The following is a 16,488-nucleotide window of genomic DNA, read 5'->3' on the forward strand; positions in this document are numbered from 1 at the left end:
GCCGGATCCGGATGGGTCAGGCGCGCGCCTGGCGCGGTTGCATCACGCCGAGGTCGGACAGCGTGCGGACGAGGCTCAGCGCGGCGTTGTGCCAGGTGAAGGTCTCGGCGCGGACGCCGCCGGCCCGGCGCAGGTCCTCCAGCCAGGCGTCGTCATGCAGGGCGCGTCGCATCGACGCACGGATGTCGGCCACGTCGTAGGGATCGAAGAACGCGGCGCCGTTGCCGCAGATCTCGGGAATCGACGCGGCGCGCGCGGCCAGGACGGGGCAGTCGCAGAACATCGCTTCGACCGGGGGCAGCCCGAAGCCTTCGTAGATGGACGGGAACACATAGACGCGGGCGTGGCTGTAGAGCGCCTTGATCTCGTCGTCGGTCAGACGTCCGGCGCGGACGATGCGCGGATCCTCCCGGGCCGCATCGGAGCTGTCGGCGAACACGGTGGCATTGCTGCCCCCCACCACGACCAGGCGTGCAGCCGGGTCCTCGAGGCCGGCGAAGGCTTCGATGAGGCGGGAGAAGTTCTTGTTGGGATTGGCGCTGCCGACGGCCAGGAAGTAACGGCCGGCGTCGACGCCGAGCTTGCCGAGCACCGCGGGATCGGCCGGCTGGCGTCGCATGTGGTCCGCGCCGCAGTGGACGACGGCGACCTTGTCCGCGTCGATGCCCAGATGGTGGACGAGCCGTCCCCTGGAGAACTCCGACACCGTGAGGACGCGCCGGCTCAGCCGCCCCTGCGCGTTGAACAGCAGCCGGTACCAGCGCACGAAGTTGGCGCTGAACGAGGACGGCACGTCGAAGACGGCGGTGTCATGGAAGGTGCAGACCTGCCCGAACTTGACCAGCGGCGTGCTGCCGGCCAGGTTGATCAGCATCGCGCCGCGCGCGGCCCAGGGCAGGCGGACCTGCTCCCAGACGTGCAGGTTGCCGGACGGGATCTCGCGGATCTGGATGTGGCGCAGTGCCGGCAACGGCTGGATGCGCGTCGAGGGCACCAGCAGCACCACGGGGCCGGGGGCGGTCCACGCGCCGTCGGCCAGCAGCGCATCGAAGGCCTGCAGCAGCTCGATCGCGTAGCGTTGGACGCCGGTCAGGGATTGGGCGAGGAACTTGCCGTTGATGAAGATCATTCGGGGATATCAAGCGATGGTTGCAGACGCCTGCAACCCGGGGTGTTGTCGGACGGCGCGCCTTCCCTTTTTCAGCAGGGGTGGGGGCGGCGATCTGCCGGACAGTGCGATCGCGATGATCACGGCCGCGGCAGGATTGAAGAACATGTAGGAACTGATGGACTGGACCAGCAGGCCGACGAGCGCAATGCGGATCCAGCGCGAGGGCGTGGATGACAGCGCGTAATGGAAGACCCAGAAGTAGGCGAGCAGGTACAGGATGCCGCCGTAGGCCAGGAACATGGCGGGGTCGTTGTTGGGATACCAGTCCAACTGTGGCGCAGGGAAGCTGGCCAAGTCGTAGAGGTTCATGAAATAACCGTACAGACCGGGACCGACGCCGAACGGATGGTCCAACCACATGTTGATGCAGATGCCCAGGGCATTGACGCGTTCCGACGCCGAGCGCTGGAACGACAACAGGGTCAGCAGTTCGTCCAGGTTGGCCCAGACGACGATGCACAGCACCGTGAACAGCAGCGCGTACAGGGGCGTGACGAATCGGCGCAGCCGATGCGGGTAACCGATCAGCAGCGCTACGGCGGACGCGACGATCGCCCCCGCGCTGAAGGTATGACCCAGCACGACGAGTCCGAGCAACGGCCAGCGATTGCGGGCGAACACGCGAAGGCAGCAGACCACCATCAGGCTGGTGCCGTAGCCGAGCGGCTCGAATTCGAAGCCCATCAGGCGCAGATACCCGGAGTCGTAGACGCCGCTGAACGGGCCGAGGCCCGCGCGTTCAAAGTACGGCAGGTCGAAATAGACGCCCGAGTACATCCGGAGCATCTGCAGGAGTCCCGGCAGCAGCGTCAGCAGGTAGCACCAATCCAGCGTCCTGCGCATCAGGGCGTCGGACGCGGTCCGGAAGAAGTGGGTCAAGCCTGTCACCACCAGCAGGTAGGCCAGGGTGCGCACCACGGTCATCAGCACGGAGGCCTCTGGGGAGGAATACAGCCCCTTGTCGCTGGTAATGGTGTTGTCGCCGGTGCCCAGCGTGAACATCGCGGGCAGGCAAGCCAGGAGCGTCGCCAGCAGGAAGAAGCCGTAGCACCTGAAGATGCGCTGGAGCGTCCGGGGCGAGGTCATCGCACTGGCCAGGCTGATCAGCGCCAGCACCTCGGTGAACTTGAACGGTCCGACGCGCGGGAAGGTCCAGGACAGCAGCGCGACGCTGGGCGCCATCGCTGGCGCACGGTCGATGCCGTGGGGACGCTTGGGAGCAGGAGCGTTCATGTGTGCAGCGGGAGCGTGGGGCTCGATTGTGCGTCGGTCACCTCGGTGGCGGCATTCAGACCCATGGCCGCGACGATCCGGTTCGCGCAGACCTGCCAGGAGAACTGGCCATGGTCGTCGGCCACCATCGACCGGTCGGCTGTGGCCAGCAGGCGTGCCAGTCCGGCGGCGACATCGGCGGGGGAGCCTGAAAATCCATGAGATGGACGCCATCGATGGCGTCCGCGAGCTCGCGGAACACGGGAATGTCATTCGCGATCACCGCGCAGTGCCCCACGGCCTCCAGGATCGGCAGGCCGAATCCCTCATACAGGCTGGGGAAGATCAGGTAGTCGGCGGCATCGTAGAGCGCGCGCAAGGCCTCGTCCGAAATGCGCTGGTGGATGCGGATGCGAGGATGCTGACGGATCTTCGTCCAGACGGCGTCCCCGAGCACGTCGCCCCAGGCGTCGCCACTGACGAGGTCGAGCGTCAAGCGCGTGTCATGCTCGGCGGCGATGAGGAAGGCCTGAAGGAAACGCGGAACATTCTTGCGAGGCTCCATGGAGCCGACCACGAGCAGCGAGAGGCTGCCCGGCGCCGGGGGCACGGCACGCGCCGTGTCTGCGCCGCCCAGGTCAGGCGTGCGTCCGGGATAGCACACCGTCGCTCGCGCGGGCGTGATTCCCAATTCCGACACCATGTCGTCGCGGGTCGTCCGGGATACACAGAATTGGTGATTGGCCCGGCGGATCGAACGAGGTGCGAAGAAACCGGTGAGCAGCCGGTTCGTGCGCGCCATGGTGTCGGGGAACAGTTCGAACACGAGGTCGTGGACGATGACGCCCTGTTCAAGCCCCCCGGTGCGCCAGAGTGGCAGGACGTGCTGCGTGCCGAGAAAGTGGGTCGCGCCGAGCCTGCGGGCCAGTGCGGGCACGCGCAAGGTCATCCACAGCGTGCCGGGCAGGCGGGAGGACGCATGCGTGTCGTGCAGGCATCGGATCCCGGCGGGTAGCGCGGCGTTGCTCAGGATGGGCTTGTTGGAGATCAGCGTCGTCTGGAAGGCGCCGGTTGCGGGCCACGTCGCGATCAGCTGTTCGACGAATCGCGTGATGCCGTTGCGCGCGCCGTTGAGCGGGCGCGCGTCCACCAGCAGGTGGAGTTTGGACGGGACGGGACGCTTCACCATGGGCTCGCTCAGCCGTGCTTGTCGAGGAGGAAACGGTGATGCTCGAAGCGGCCCAGCCAGGCGGCGAGCTTCACCAGCTGCGCATAGCGGCGCACGCCGACGACCTTGAGCAGCAGGCGCATGGCGCGTTCGACGGTGCGGATCTTCCCTGCCATGTCGCCCACCGTGGCCTTCGAATAGTTCGCCTTCGCGGCGGGGCTGCGGTCGAGCAGTCCGGCCGACGCGAGCGCTGCGTAGAAGGTGCCGCCGGCCGAGAAAGGTGTCGCGATGGCAGCCTCCTTGATGCGTACCCGGTACAGGCGGCGGTGTGGCTGCGTGATGGGCGTGCCATCGTCAAATGCGGCAAATGCGTAGGGCACGGCCAGCAGCCGCTCGTAGCCGTTGGCATGGACCGCCTCGCGGTACTGCTGGGCGAAGGCGAGCAGGGTGGGCGTGGTATAGCTGCCCTGATGGTGGGCGGGCGTGTGCTTGGTGAGCGAATTCCCCCGGAACTCGAAGCCGGAGAAGTGGAAGAAGATCAAGGGATCCCGGCCTGCGAAATAGGTCTCGTCGCGTTTCTCGATCGGACGCTCGCCGAGGTTCCAGTGGGCGGCGTTCACGCCGTAGTGACGCACGACCTGCAGTTCATCCTGGAAGAAGACCGGCGCGTAGTCCATCCACTTCTGGTCGGTATGCAGGCCGTCGACATGATCGGCAAAGCAGTAGTCGCGCAGACGGGCGTCCCACCAGTCGAGGATGCGGGCGGTGGCGCCGGTGCGGCGGATCGCGCAGAAGCCGAGGTTGAAGATGCCTTCCCAGAGGTGGCGGAACTCCGGATAGGGATGGTCGTCGGCCAGGCGGCAGTCGATCAGGTGAGGGGCCAGGTACAGCGTCTTGTCCGGCGTGCCCGCAGTGATCGGATCGAGCCGCTGGTACAGGTGGGTGTCCGGGTCCATGTAGTAGACGAGGTCCACCGACGGGTCGGCAAACAGGGTCTTGAACATCAGCGGCTTAATCGCCGTGCAGTACTCGGTGATGTTGTACTTGAACGCGAGGTCGTCGAGCTGCTCGCGCGGCAGGAGGTCCGGCGCGGACACCAGGCGATGTCCTCGATGCGGAGAGGCCGGGAGGAGACCGTCCAGTTGGTCGAGACCGTCCGCGACGCAGACCGTGAAGTCCGCTTCAGGATGGTGGCGCGCGATGGAATCGCCGAGGGTCAGCGCCAGGCTGAGATAGTTCCTGGCGGTGATCGTGAAGATATGGATCATGGCGTGGTCGACGTCGCGGGGCGGTCGCCGGGGGACAGTGTCTTGAGGGGGCGGGCGGGGACACCGCCGACGATGGTGTAGGGGGACGTCGCGCGTCACCACGGCATTGGCGCCGACGATGGCGTGGCGGCCAACGCGTACGCCGGGCAGGATGCAGGCGCCTTCACCGATCCAGGCGCCGTCCTCGATGACCACGGGGCCCTTCGAGAACACCTTGCGCGCGGACGGCGGTGTATCGATGTCGTGATAGTCCGGCGCGCCGTGGCTGTGGTCGGAGATGTAGACACGGCTGGCCAGCAGGACGTCGTTGCCGATCGTGACCCTGTCGACGCAGCCGATGTGGCAGTCGTAGTTGATGCTGACGCGATCACCGATGGTGATGCGGGGGGTGAAACGCTTGTCCAGATGACGGTCGAAGGCTTCGATGCGCAGGCCGGGGAAGGCGTCGAAGTCGGCGCCGATGTGGATGAAGCGGCCGCCGTAGATCATCCGCGGCGATCGGATCAATGCGCCCGACGCACCCCCGGCGAAGCGCGCGGCGTGCCAGCGGCTCATGATCCGCAGTCCGATGCGCCCCAGGCGGTCGACGAGCTTGAAGATGATGTCGGTCATTCGGGCATCCTCATGCGGCGAGATGCTTTGCAGACAGTGTGGCGTGTCGCGCCTGGTAGCCGCGCAGCAGCGCAACGGTCCACGGCAGCGTGACCAGTCCCCCGATTGCCGCGTACAGAGCCATCATCCAGGCCACCGGCATCGTGGCGGTGAGCACGACCGCCGCGATCGTGCATCCGGCGGAGACCACCGACACAGGCACCATCGGTTCTTCCCGATGTGCTCGCATGTAGCTGGCACAAGCGTAGACGAGCACGTTGATCGTCGTGGCCACGGCGATCGCGAGGAGCGACTTCAGGTCGGCGATGCGCCCGATGGCCGACCACCCGATCTGGGTCGCGACGGCGGCCGTCGCGACGACAGCGGTCGACAGAATGCCCGTGAACGCGACTGAACGGATCAGTACGCCACGGAACACGCGGTTCAGATCGGTGGACTCGCCGCGCGAGATGTGCATCGTCAAGGTCGGGGCCTTGGCGTTGATCCAGCTTAGCCCGACGGTCGTGACGGCATTGAAGATGGCCATCGCCATGCCGAAACGGCCCGCTTCCTTCGCACCGTGGTGGGCGAAGATGATGGGCGTGAAGAGATTGAAGATGAAATACCCGCTTGCCCAACTGACCGCCAGGCGCCATTGCAGCGGAAAGATGTCGCGTCGCCAACTGAAGCCCGGACCGGAGGCGGTGGACGGGGCGTGTCGCAGCCCGTCCGCCCGGATGCGGATCCAGACCCAGGTTGTCAGTGCCGAGACTGCGGGAACCACCGCCGCCACCCACAGGCCTGCGCCCGCGAGCAGCAGCGCCCAGAGCGTGCCGTAACCGAGCACGGACTGGATCAGGCGCAGCCGCGCGACCTGGCCGATGTGGCCGGTGCCCTCGACGATCGCGAGCCGCGGGCTCATGTAGAGATTGACAGCGGTGAATGCCACCAGGCAGGCCCAGACTGGCAGCCAGTCCTCGGTCGGCAGGCCACCCCTGCGTTCGAAGAAGACATGGCCGGCCAGGCCGGTGATCACCGCGAACAGCGCCGCAGCGATCAGGTACCAGCGCTGGACCAGTCGGCGGATCGCGCTGAGCCGGTGGATGCGTTCCGCGTCACCGGTGATCGTGCCGTCGTCGTGCAGTTGCAGGTGGGCGGCTTCGTGGCTGACCAGTTGGATGATCACCTGGTTGAGGCCGAGCTCGAAGAAGACCTGCAGCGCCAGCAGGCTGCCGAAGGTGTAATAGAAGCCCTGCTGCCCAGGCGTGAGCCAGAAGGGCAGCAGCAGGGTCGTGGCGCCACCCGCCAGGATGCCCCAGCCGCGCAGGAGCAGCGTCAGGAAGACGTGGAAGTCCAGCCCGGCCAGCGTCTTCAGGCGTGCGATCACGGACGGGCTTGTCACCACGGTCATAGGGTTGTCACGCCGGCGCCCAGCCGCGCGCGAAGACGGTCACCGATCGCGGTGAGGCGCGTGATCGCATGAGCCGCCCTCAGCAGCAGTCTCGCCGTGCGCGGCGTCGCCGTGCTCAGGGGGCGAATCAGGCAGCGGTAGGCGAAGGTCGAGCCCAGTTGTGGCTCGAGACTGGCCGCGATGCCTTCCTTCTGATCGAAGTTCCCCGCCTTGGCTTGGCGGAAACCCCACACCAAGTCGGGCAGGAAGGCGATCGAGGCGCGACGGATGATGTCTTCGGCCATGGCGCGTTGATCGTCGTCCGCGGACAGCGCCTCGCGCGTCACGCGCTGGAAGTTGTTGCCGAAAACCTTGAGTACGCCGTAACCGCCGGAGTTGCCCGAGGTCGCGAGCACGCAGGGCGACGCCACGTGGATGAAGTGTCGCCCCTGGCGCAGGGCGCCGAGGATCCATCCCAGCTGCACCAGCAGCGAGCCGGTGAACTGGCGGAGCGAGGCGTCGGGAGCCAGGCTGCGCTTGACGATGGATCCGGAGATGAAGGTGGTCCAGACGTGGACGCGACGGGCGAAGTCACGCCGGTCCAGTCGCGTCGCGCCCAGGGCGCCCAGCGACCCGGCCTCGTCGTGGCTGGTCAGCGTCTGGGTCCAGCGGCTGCTCAGGTAGACCAGATCGGGCTGGTGTGTGTCCAGCATCGCGAGCAGCGCGGGGATGGCGCCCGCTCGCGGCAGGTCGTCGTCGCCGATGATCCAGAAATAGGACGTTCGCACGGCCTCGACGCATCGGCAGAAGTTTTCGTCCGGGCCCAGGTTCTGGGGGTGCCGCAGCACGCGTGTCGCCGGCCAGCGGCCTGCGAACGCGGCGGTCGCCGCCGGCGTGTCGTCCGCCGACGCGTTGTCCCCGATGACCACGTCGACGCGGTCTTCCAGGCCCCGGAGTTCCACGCTCAGCGCGTCCAGCAGCATCCGCAGGCAGGCGGCGCGGTTGTAGGTGGGGACGATGATGGTCAGCAGGCGACTCATGCCAGGGTCTCGATCATCCGTCGGAACCCTTGCTCCGGCGTCACCTCGGCGCGCCAGCCCAGACCTTGAAGCCGGGCGGTATCCGGCACGATGCGGTTCACCGTGCTGCGCAGATAGCCCGCCGGATCGACGGCGACGCGGCGTTCCACGTGCAGCGCCTTGTCGGGGAACAGGCCCACCAGCATGTCGGCGAACTCCATCACCGACAGCTCGGCGGCCTCGTTGGCCACGTTGTAGGCCTGCGCGGCCTTGCCGAGCAGCATCACGGTGAAGAATCCGGCGATCGCGTCGCTGGCATAGCAGAACGCGCGGCGGGCCGAACCGTCGCTGTTCATGACGATATGCTCGTTTCGCGCCACGTTGTAGGCGAAATCCGAGAACACCCGGCCATCGTCCGGCGTCAGGCCGGGACCGTAGGTGTGGAACGGGCGGACCACCCAGGTCGGGATCCGGTGCTGGTGGTGGAAGGCGACGCACAGCGCCTCGCCCGCGCGCTTGCTCTCGGCGTAACAGGCGCGCAGCCCCATGGGGTCGACGACGCCGTAGTCCTGCTCGCGCAGGCCGTGCTCGCTGGACACCGCGCCGTAGATCTCGCTGCTGCTGACGAACAGCAGGCCCTTCGGATCACCGCCGCGGCGCAGCGCCTCCAGCAACGCGGCGGTGCCCACGGTGTTCGGCAGCATCGTGCCCATCGGGTCCGAGCCGTAGTACTTCGGGCTGGCCTGACTCGCGTTGTGGATCACGTAGTGCACGTCGCCCAGGTCGGGCACGGCGATCTCGTTGAGGTCCCAGCGCATCAGCGTGAGCTGCGCATCGTCCACGCAGTCGGCCAGCTTGGCCTTCGCCCGTTCGACGTCGCGCACCGGCGCGACGACCTGCAGCGGCACGTCGACCTTGCCCGCGCGATGCAGTGCCAGCAGGGTCCGCACCAAGTAGCCGCCGAGGAATCCGCCCGCGCCGGTGACGACGATCCGCCGCCCGCTCAGTGCCTGCCACGGCAGGTCCCGGGCGAGGACGGCGCGCAGGTCCTCCTCGATCACGCGGATGCCCGCGCTGGCCGTCATCGAATGAATCCTTGCACCTTGGCCCGTACGCTGTCGGTGTCCAGGCCGTGCTCGCGCAACAGGTAGGCATGGGTGCCGCAATGCTCCGAGAACCGGTCCGGCACCCCGATGCGCAGCACGCGCACGGGTCCGTGCTCGCTGGTGATCTCGGTCACCGCGGCTCCCAGGCCGCCCAGCACCGAATGCTCTTCCAGCGTCACGAACCCCGCCGTCACGCGCGCCGCGGCGCACACGTCCTCGATCGACAGCGGCTTGAGCACCGGCGCGCTCCAGACCGCGAGGTCCAGATCCTGCGCGATGTCCACGGCGGCGCGCACCATCGAGCCGGTGGCGATCAATCCGGGACGATCAGTACGGCCGGCGCGGACCTTCACCAGGCCGCCCGCCCGCAGGGCGTCGATCGGCCCCGCATGCACGTCGCCGCGGTCGGACTTTCCCATGCGCAGATACACCGGACCGTTGGCCGCATAGGCGTAATCCATGCTGGCGGTCATCTCGAAGCGGTCCGACGGCGACAGCACCTCTAGCCCCGGAATCGCCCGCGTGCAGGCGATGTCCTCGGTCGACTGGTGACTGGTGCCCAGATGGCTGTAGACGAAGCCCGCGCCGTCGCCGAGCAGCACGACCGGCAAGCCGTCATGTGCGATGTCGAGCTTGATCTGCTCCACGGTGCGGATCGGCACGAAGGCCGCCAGACCGTAGACGAACGGCCGGAATCCGACGCGGGCCAGGCCCGCGGCCATGCCCACCATGTTCTGTTCGGCGATGCCGGCGTTGATGTACTGGTCCGGGCAGCGCTTGCGGAACTCGTCGAACAGCGCGTAGCCGTGATCGCCGGTCAGCAGCAGCACCTTCGGGTCGGCGAGCGCCAGCCGGACCAGTGCGTTCGAAAAGGCGTCTCTCACGTCGATGCTCCGGGAAGGCCGAGGGCGTCGATCGCTTCGGCGAAGGTCTGTGCGTTCAGGCGCGTGTAGTGCCAGCGGTTGTCGGATGCCATGAAGGGCACGCCCTGGCCCTTGACCGTGCGCGCGATCAGGGCCTTGGGCTTGCCGCTGCCGGTGGCCCAGAGCTGACGGATGGCGGCGTCGATCGCCGCCTCGTCATGACCGTCGACCTCCAGCGTGTCGAAGCCGAAGCTCGCGAACTTGGCCGACAGGTCGCCCAGCGCCAGCACGTCGTCAGTCGTGCCCATGGCCTGGAAGCCGTTCTTGTCGACGATCAGCATCAGGTTGTCCATCCGGTGGTGCGCGGCGACCAGCGCGCCTTCCCAGATCGGGCCTTCGTTGAGTTCGCCGTCGCCGACGATGGCATAGACCTTCTGGTCCGTGCCTTTGCGCTGCAAGCCCATCGCGATGCCGACGCCGACCGAGAAGCCGTGCCCTAGCGAGCCCGAGGTCACTTCCAGACCGGGAACGCGTGAATCGGACAGGCCCTTCAGTTCGCTGCCGTCCTTGAAGTAGCCCTGGACGTGCGCGTCCTGCAGCCAGCCCAGTTCGCGCATGCAGGCGTACTGCGCCATCACGCCGTGGCCCTTGCTCAGGACCAGGTAGTCGCGCCCCTCGGCGCGCGGATCGTTGCCCGGATATCGCAGGTGGTCGCGATACAGGACCGTGACCAGCTCGATGATCGAGAACGCGCAGGCGATGTGCACCGTCGAGCCGGCGTAGGCCATCTCGAGCACGGTGCGGCGCATGCGGGCCGGCGCGAACTTGCGTTCGGCACCGGACTCCGCGCGGGGGGACGCGAGGGGAGACATCAGAAGTTCACTCCGAAGAACTCTTCCAGCTTGCCGGCGATGTAGTCCAACTGCTCTTCGCCCAGCGCCGGGAAGGTGCCCAGCCAGAAGGTCTGGTTCATCACCACGTCGGTGTTGGTCAGATCGCCGCTGACGCGGTAGTTGCGACCGGCCATGTAGGGCTGCTTCGTCAGGTTGCCGGCGAACAGCAGGCGCGTGGCGATCTTGTTCTCTTCGAGGAAGTTGATCAGGTCCGCGCGCTTCACGCCCGCCGTGTCCTTGACGATCAGCGGGAAGCCGAACCACGACGGCTCGGAGTTCGGCGTCGCTTCCGGCAGGTGCAGGAAGTCGGCCACGCTGGCCAGCTTGGCCTTCAGGTAGGCGAAGTTGGCGCGGCGCTTGGCGATGAACTCCTCCACCCGGTCCATCTGCGCCAGCGCGCAGGCGGCCTGCATGTCGGAGATCTTCAGGTTGTAGCCCAGGTGGCTGTAGGTGTACTTGTGGTCGTAACCATCCGGCAGGTCGCCGCCCAGTTGCTCCTTGGTCCAGCAGAAGCGCTTGTCGCAGGTGTTGTCCTTGCCGGGCGGGCAGTAGCAGTCGCGGCCCCAGTCGCGGAAGGACTCGGCGATCAGCTTCAGCTCGGCGTTGTTGGTGAACACCGCGCCGCCTTCGCCCATCGTGATGTGGTGCGCCGGGTAGAAGCTCAGCGTGCCGATGTCGCCGAAGGTGCCGACCATCTGGCCGTTGTAGGTCGCGCCCAGCGCGTCGCAGCAGTCCTCGACCAGCCAGAGGTTGTGCTTCTTGCACAGCGCCGTGACCACCTCGAGGTTGAACGGGTTGCCCAGGCTGTGGGCCAGCATGATGGCCTTGGTCTTGGGCGAGATCGCCGCTTCGATCTTCGAGGCGTCGATGTTGTGCGTGGCCAGGTCGACGTCGACGAACACCGGCACCGCTCCGAACTGCACGATCGGGTTCACCGTCGTCGGGAAGCCGGCGGCCACGCCGATGACCTCGTCACCTTGCTTGATCGCGCGGTCGCCCAGCTTCGGGCTGGTCAGCGCCGAGAACGCCACCAGGTTGGCCGAGGAGCCGGAGTTCACCGTGATCAGGTACTTCACGCCCAGGAACTGCGCCAGACGCTGCTCGAACATGGCGTTGAAGCGGCCAGTGGTCAGCCAGCCGTCCAGCGAGGCGTCGACCATCATCTTGAGCTCGCCGGCGCCGATGACCTTGCCGGAGACCGGGACCTGGGTCTGACCGGGCACGAAAGGCTTGGGGGCGTACGCGATGTCGGCGTATTGCTGGACCAGCTCGCTGATCTGGCTGCGAAGCTTGTCGAGCTGCGGCTGGAAATTGATGGGAGTGGTCATGCGTCGGCTCGGTATTGAGAGATTTGATTCAGGCAGGCGGCACGCATGTCCTGGCCGTCAAGCCAGGCGTGATGCCAGTCGGTGATGCGGGTCAGCGTGGTCTCGAGCGACCAGCGCGGGGCCCAGCGCAGGCGCTGCCGCGCCTTGGAGATATCCAGCTTCAGGAAGCTGGCCTCATGGGGATGGTTCCCCGGCTGCAGGGTCCAGGAGGCGCCGTCGCCCCAGGACTCGCACAGGTGCTCGACGATCCACTGCACGGGACGGGCGTCCTCGTCGCGCGGACCGAAGTTCCAGCCTTCGGCGTCGGTCTGGCCGTGCGTGTAGAGGCGCTCGGCCAGCAGCAGGTAGCCCGACAGCGGCTCCAGCACGTGCTGCCACGGGCGGATCGCATGCGGGTTGCGGATCAGCACCGGCTGCTTGTCCTGCAGCGCGCGCAGGATGTCGGGGATCAGCCGGTCCAGCGCCCAATCGCCGCCGCCGATGACGTTGCCCGCACGGGCCGTCGCCATCGCGATGCCGGCATCCTTCAGGAAGGATTTGCGATAGGCCGAGCTCACCAGCTCCGCGCAGCCCTTGCTGTTGGAGTAGGGGTCGTGGCCGCCCATGGGCTCGTCTTCACGGTAGCCCCAGACCCATTCGCGGTTCTCGTAGCACTTGTCCGTCGTGATGTTCACGATGGCCTTGACCGAGCCGGCGTGGCGCGCGGCCTCGAGCACATGCACCGTGCCCATCACATTGGTCGCGTAAGTCTCGATCGGCTGGTGATAGGACAGGCGCACCAGCGGCTGCGCCGCCATGTGAATGATGATCTCGGGCTGGAATTCGTCCATCTGCGCCTTCACCGCGGCGAAGTCGCGGATGTCGGCGATGCGGTGTTCCATGCCCTCGGCCACGCGGGCGACATCGAACAGCGCGGGTTCGGTCGGCGGCGTCAGCGACACGCCACGCAGCGTCGCGCCCATGGCCTGCAGCCACAGGCTCAGCCAGCTGCCCTTGAAGCCGGTGTGGCCGGTCAGCAGGACGCGCTTGCCCTGCCAGAACGCCGGATCGGTCTGCGCGAGGTGGCTCATGCCCAGGTCTTCCAGGGCGCCTTGCCCGAGGTCCACAGGTCTTCAAGCAGATGCTTGTCGCGCAGCGTGTCCATCGGTTGCCAGAAGCCGTGATGCTCGTAGGCCATCAGCTGACCGTCCGCGGCCAGACGTTGCAGCGGCTGCTGTTCCCAGACCGTTGCGTCGTCCTCGAGGTAGTCCAGCACGCGCGGCGTCAGCACGAAGAAGCCCCCGTTGATCATGGCGCCGTCGCCCTTGGGCTTCTCCATGAACTGCCGGATCTGATGGCCCTGGATGTCCAGCGCGCCGAAGCGGCCCGGCGGGTAGGTGGCGGTCAGTGTGGCGGCTTTGCCGTGCGACTTGTGGAACTCGATCGTGGCACCGATGTCGATGTCGCCCACCCCGTCGCCGTAGGTGAAGCAGAAAGCCTCTTCGTCGCGGACGTAGTCCGCCACGCGGCGCAGGCGGCCGCCGGTCATCGACTCGTCGCCGGTGTCCACCAGCGTGACGTTCCAGGGTTCGGCGCGCTTGTGATGCACTTCCATCCGGTTGTTGCGCATGTCGAAGGTGACGTCGGACATGTGCAGGAAGTAGTTGGCGAAGTACTCCTTGATCACGTAGCCCTTGTAGCCGCAGCAGATCACGAAGTCGTTCACGCCGTGTTGCGAGTACATCTTGAGGATGTGCCACAGGATCGGCTTGCCGCCGATCTCGACCATCGGCTTCGGACGGGTGGAGGTCTCTTCGCTGAGTCGGGTGCCCAGGCCGCCGGCCAGAATCACTGCTTTCATGGAAAGGGGTCCTATCGGATCGGGATCGCTAGATCGTGGAGGTCGACGCTCAGGTCGCGGCCGAGCACACGAAGGCGTCGGAATGGAATTGCCGGTCCGGGAGCCCGGCGGCGTGGAGCTTGGCTTGGGCACCGTGGATCATGGCGTCCGACCCGCAGGCGTAGACCAGCGTGTCGGCGAGATAGGCGTGATCGCTCAGCATCACGTCCTGCACATGACCACGTGCGCCGGCCCAGTCCTCCGCAGCGCGTGACAGGACCGGAACAAAGCGGAATGCGGGCAGCGCCGGATAGGTCGGTGCCGGCCAGTAGAGATCCCCGGCACGGCGGCCTCCCCAGTAGACGGTGACGCTGCGCGGCTGGAGGTCGGCGGACAGCGTCGCCAGTCCTTCGAGGATCGCCTTGACCGGCGCGATGCCGGTGCCCGTGGCAAGCAGCACCAGATCCTTGCCGGCCTGGCCGCGCAGGAAGAAGGTGCCCAGCGGACCGCGCAGGCGCAGCAGGTCGTTGACCTTGGCGTGCTGGAACCAGTAGCGGCTCATCGCGCCGTCCGATACCTCGCGGATGTGGAGTTCGATCTGCTTGTCGGCGCGCGGCGCATTGGCGACCGAGTAGCTGCGGCGCAGGCCTTCGGCACCGATGACGTCGATGTACTGGCCGGGCAGGAAGTCGAGCGCGGCGGTCGGCGGCAGGCGCAGCATGACCCGGACCACGTCCGGGGCCAGGCGCTCGATGGACTGGATGCGGCAAGGCAGGGTCTTGGCCTCGGGCAGGACGATGTCGCCGAGGTCGTCGATTTCCAGCTCGACCGGGCCGCAGGCCTCGCGCACGCAGGTCAGGATGAAGCCGTGGGACTTGTCCTCGGCGCTCAATCCGAGTTCGTCATGCAGGGCGCGCGTTTCACCGGAGCGCACGCGCCCCTTGCAGGAACTGCACCGGCCCGTGCGGCAGCTGTAATCGAGCACGACGCCCTGACGCAGCGCGGCGTCCAGCAGGGCTTCCCCGCCTGGACCTCGTACGACTTGCCACTGCTGATGGTGACGGTGTGCATCCCTGATTCCTGCCTGTGATTCTTCTGGTCGCGGGCTCAGGCGGCCTGGCCGCCATCGCCATCCGACACCTCGTGCCGGAGCGCATCGATTTCCCGTTGGAGCTGCTCGAACTCCTGCTCCTTGATGGCCAGGAACTTGCGGGCCATGCGCATCTTTGCGGCCGCGCCGCTCGGGGTCAGCAAGTAGGCATAGGCCAGCTTGTTGTCCGCGCGGCGGAAGTTGTTGACCTTCACCCAACCGCGGTCGATCACCGCCCGCATGCAGAAATTGACCTTGCCGACGCTCACGCCCAACCGCTTGGCGAGGTCGCGCTGACTGCTGTCGGTCTTGGTCTCGAGCTGTCGCAGCAGGGCGTAGTCCAGCTCGTTTTCGGAGGGCGTGGGATCGGTCAAAAAGTACCCGTTCAGGCGTTGAACGGGTGGCACTCTAACACGCTCGGCGCGAAGGCCGACAGCGCCTCAGACGGATGAGTAGCGGCGACGCAGGCCGCGAATACCGAAGATTGCCGTGAGCAGAAGTCCGACCACGATTGTGCTTGTGACGGCAATCGCGGCACGCCGAGGTTTGCTCTTGCGTTCAGGCGGCGTCGCTGCGTCCAACACCTGGATCAATGTGCCCTCACGCGCCTCATCCATCTTTGCAAGTTCAAGTTGCTTGGCGTAGATCTCGAACAGCGCTTCCTGATACTTGAACTCCCGGTATGCGGAGACGTAGTCCTGGTTGCTGCCCGCATCCAGCGGACGTTCGGATGCGGCCAACTGGGCGCGCAAGCCCGACAGCAGGGTCGCCTGCTGTTGCACTTCCGGCGCACTGTCTGCCAGGCTCTTGCGAAGGACACCCAGCCGGACTTCCGCTGCTGCAATGTCCGCCTTCGTTCGCGCGTAGGCCTCGGCCGCGGCCTTGGGCTCGCTCTTCAGTGCCCCGGCCGTGAAACCGGTCTTCTGCACCGCCAGTTGAGCAGTCTGCAGCGCGCCCTTTGTCTCCTGCAGCTGCTGCTGGAAAAACGCCCGACGCTGTTGCGCTTCCGTCAGCGCCAGGTTGTTGGTCACCCAGCGTAGCTCTTCCACATAGGCGTTGGCCATCTGCGCCGCGCGCGTGGGATCCTTGTCGTCGACCTCGATCGTGATCAGGTTGTCTTTTTTCCTGTGCTGATCCGGACGTTGTCTGAAAGGCCGTTCAGCGCATCGACGCGAAACTTCGCGGCGTAGAGATCCATCAGCTTGAAGCGGTCGATGATCCGATTGCCGACGGTGACGCTCTGCATGATCGAGACGTACTGGTCCGCGGGGCTCTTGAGCGCCGAGGATCCGCCTGCGAGTCCGGCCAGGTTGCCCAACGAGGCGAGCGCGGCGGCGGCAGCATTCTGTTGCTGCTGCGGACTGACGATGACTGCGCGGGCAGTGAAGGTGGGGGCGATCAGGTGCGAGATGCCGTAGGCGATCGCTCCGCCGGCCAGGGCCAGCGCGGCGATTTTGCGAAAGTGCGGGCGAATGATCGCGACAAACTCGGAGACGCTGATTCCGTCCTGATCCATGTCGTCCTGCGAACCCGTGGCGATGATGTGGGCGGAAGTATTGCTCGTCGACAT

The 16,488-nt window shown here is 66.7% G+C and carries 16 protein-coding genes; all 16 read right to left on the reverse strand.

The annotated features are described in order from the left end of the window. Positions 1 to 16 precede the first annotated feature (16 nt). Positions 17 to 1,129: a glycosyltransferase family 4 protein gene (locus ACQ859_RS07460; protein WP_431265243.1), complete on the reverse strand. Its 1,113-nt coding sequence runs from the start codon at positions 1,127 to 1,129 to the stop codon at positions 17 to 19. Between the two features lie 9 nt (positions 1,130 to 1,138). Further along, complete coding sequence (locus ACQ859_RS07465; protein ID WP_431265244.1) at positions 1,139 to 2,404, reverse strand: O-antigen ligase family protein; 1,266 nt, start codon at positions 2,402 to 2,404, stop codon at positions 1,139 to 1,141. Positions 2,405 to 2,459: 55 nt separating this feature from the next. After that, positions 2,460 to 3,572, reverse strand: coding sequence for a glycosyltransferase family 4 protein (locus tag ACQ859_RS07470; RefSeq protein ID WP_431265245.1), 1,113 nt, complete (start codon positions 3,570 to 3,572; stop codon positions 2,460 to 2,462). A gap of 8 nt (positions 3,573 to 3,580) precedes the next feature. Next, positions 3,581 to 5,431, reverse strand: coding sequence for an acyltransferase (locus tag ACQ859_RS07475; protein WP_431265246.1), 1,851 nt, complete (start codon positions 5,429 to 5,431; stop codon positions 3,581 to 3,583). 10 nt (positions 5,432 to 5,441) lie between these two features. Then, a complete protein-coding gene (locus ACQ859_RS07480) occupies positions 5,442 to 6,797 on the reverse strand; it encodes a hypothetical protein (RefSeq protein WP_431265247.1) in 1,356 nt (451 codons plus the stop codon). A 20-nt stretch (positions 6,798 to 6,817) separates the two neighbouring features. Next, positions 6,818 to 7,840, reverse strand: a complete 1,023-nt coding sequence (locus ACQ859_RS07485) for a glycosyltransferase family 2 protein (RefSeq protein WP_431265248.1) — start codon at positions 7,838 to 7,840, stop codon at positions 6,818 to 6,820. Continuing rightward, positions 7,837 to 8,904, reverse strand: coding sequence for an NAD-dependent epimerase/dehydratase family protein (locus tag ACQ859_RS07490; RefSeq protein ID WP_431265249.1), 1,068 nt, complete (start codon positions 8,902 to 8,904; stop codon positions 7,837 to 7,839). Before ACQ859_RS07490 ends, ACQ859_RS07485 begins: the two co-directional genes overlap by 4 nt. Further along, the gene (locus ACQ859_RS07495) at positions 8,901 to 9,809 is read right to left on the reverse strand and encodes a transketolase family protein (RefSeq protein ID WP_431265250.1); all 909 of its coding nucleotides are present in this window, start codon (positions 9,807 to 9,809) and stop codon (positions 8,901 to 8,903) included. Before ACQ859_RS07495 ends, ACQ859_RS07490 begins: the two co-directional genes overlap by 4 nt. Then, positions 9,806 to 10,660 carry a transketolase gene (locus tag ACQ859_RS07500; RefSeq protein ID WP_431265251.1) on the reverse strand — a complete coding sequence of 285 codons (855 nt, stop codon included), beginning with the start codon at positions 10,658 to 10,660 and terminating at the stop codon, positions 9,806 to 9,808. The genes ACQ859_RS07495 and ACQ859_RS07500 overlap by 4 nt, the downstream gene beginning before the upstream one ends. Beyond that, positions 10,660 to 12,009 carry a lipopolysaccharide biosynthesis protein RfbH gene (rfbH, locus tag ACQ859_RS07505; RefSeq protein WP_431265252.1) on the reverse strand — a complete coding sequence of 450 codons (1,350 nt, stop codon included), beginning with the start codon at positions 12,007 to 12,009 and terminating at the stop codon, positions 10,660 to 10,662. Before rfbH ends, ACQ859_RS07500 begins: the two co-directional genes overlap by 1 nt. Then, a complete protein-coding gene (rfbG, locus tag ACQ859_RS07510; RefSeq protein WP_431265253.1) occupies positions 12,006 to 13,079 on the reverse strand; it encodes a CDP-glucose 4,6-dehydratase in 1,074 nt (357 codons plus the stop codon). Before rfbG ends, rfbH begins: the two co-directional genes overlap by 4 nt. Continuing rightward, positions 13,076 to 13,849 carry a glucose-1-phosphate cytidylyltransferase gene (gene rfbF, locus ACQ859_RS07515; protein WP_431265254.1) on the reverse strand — a complete coding sequence of 258 codons (774 nt, stop codon included), beginning with the start codon at positions 13,847 to 13,849 and terminating at the stop codon, positions 13,076 to 13,078. The genes rfbG and rfbF overlap by 4 nt, the downstream gene beginning before the upstream one ends. A gap of 49 nt (positions 13,850 to 13,898) precedes the next feature. Continuing rightward, the gene (locus ACQ859_RS07520) at positions 13,899 to 14,939 is read right to left on the reverse strand and encodes an FAD-binding oxidoreductase (protein WP_431266485.1); all 1,041 of its coding nucleotides are present in this window, start codon (positions 14,937 to 14,939) and stop codon (positions 13,899 to 13,901) included. Continuing rightward, positions 14,936 to 15,292 (reverse strand): MarR family EPS-associated transcriptional regulator, encoded by a 357-nt coding sequence (locus ACQ859_RS07525; RefSeq protein ID WP_431265255.1) that lies wholly within the window; start codon positions 15,290 to 15,292, stop codon positions 14,936 to 14,938. Before ACQ859_RS07525 ends, ACQ859_RS07520 begins: the two co-directional genes overlap by 4 nt. Positions 15,293 to 15,358: 66 nt before the next feature. Beyond that, positions 15,359 to 15,982 (reverse strand): hypothetical protein, encoded by a 624-nt coding sequence (locus ACQ859_RS07530; RefSeq protein WP_431265256.1) that lies wholly within the window; start codon positions 15,980 to 15,982, stop codon positions 15,359 to 15,361. A gap of 44 nt (positions 15,983 to 16,026) precedes the next feature. Continuing rightward, complete coding sequence (locus ACQ859_RS07535; protein WP_431265257.1) at positions 16,027 to 16,488, reverse strand: Wzz/FepE/Etk N-terminal domain-containing protein; 462 nt, start codon at positions 16,486 to 16,488, stop codon at positions 16,027 to 16,029.

Origin of the sequence: Roseateles chitinivorans (assembly GCF_050632235.1) — a bacterium.
GTDB classification, from domain to species: domain Bacteria; phylum Pseudomonadota; class Gammaproteobacteria; order Burkholderiales; family Burkholderiaceae_C; genus Roseateles; species Roseateles chitinivorans_A.

Coding starts and splice junctions, on each gene's coding strand:
- ACQ859_RS07465 (WP_431265244.1), bottom strand. CDS start 2,404: ATGAACGCTCCTGCTCCCAAGCGTCCCCACGGCATCGACCGTGCGCCA.
- ACQ859_RS07490 (WP_431265249.1), bottom strand. CDS start 8,904: ATGACGGCCAGCGCGGGCATCCGCGTGATCGAGGAGGACCTGCGCGCC.
- rfbH (WP_431265252.1), bottom strand. CDS start 12,009: ATGACCACTCCCATCAATTTCCAGCCGCAGCTCGACAAGCTTCGCAGC.
- ACQ859_RS07475 (WP_431265246.1), bottom strand. CDS start 5,431: ATGACCGACATCATCTTCAAGCTCGTCGACCGCCTGGGGCGCATCGGA.
- rfbF (WP_431265254.1), bottom strand. CDS start 13,849: ATGAAAGCAGTGATTCTGGCCGGCGGCCTGGGCACCCGACTCAGCGAA.
- rfbG (WP_431265253.1), bottom strand. CDS start 13,079: ATGAGCCACCTCGCGCAGACCGATCCGGCGTTCTGGCAGGGCAAGCGC.
- ACQ859_RS07530 (WP_431265256.1), bottom strand. CDS start 15,982: ATGGCCAACGCCTATGTGGAAGAGCTACGCTGGGTGACCAACAACCTG.
- ACQ859_RS07500 (WP_431265251.1), bottom strand. CDS start 10,660: ATGTCTCCCCTCGCGTCCCCCCGCGCGGAGTCCGGTGCCGAACGCAAG.
- ACQ859_RS07470 (WP_431265245.1), bottom strand. CDS start 3,572: ATGGTGAAGCGTCCCGTCCCGTCCAAACTCCACCTGCTGGTGGACGCG.
- ACQ859_RS07485 (WP_431265248.1), bottom strand. CDS start 7,840: ATGAGTCGCCTGCTGACCATCATCGTCCCCACCTACAACCGCGCCGCC.
- ACQ859_RS07460 (WP_431265243.1), bottom strand. CDS start 1,129: ATGATCTTCATCAACGGCAAGTTCCTCGCCCAATCCCTGACCGGCGTC.
- ACQ859_RS07535 (WP_431265257.1), bottom strand. CDS start 16,488: ATGTCGACGAGCAATACTTCCGCCCACATCATCGCCACGGGTTCGCAG.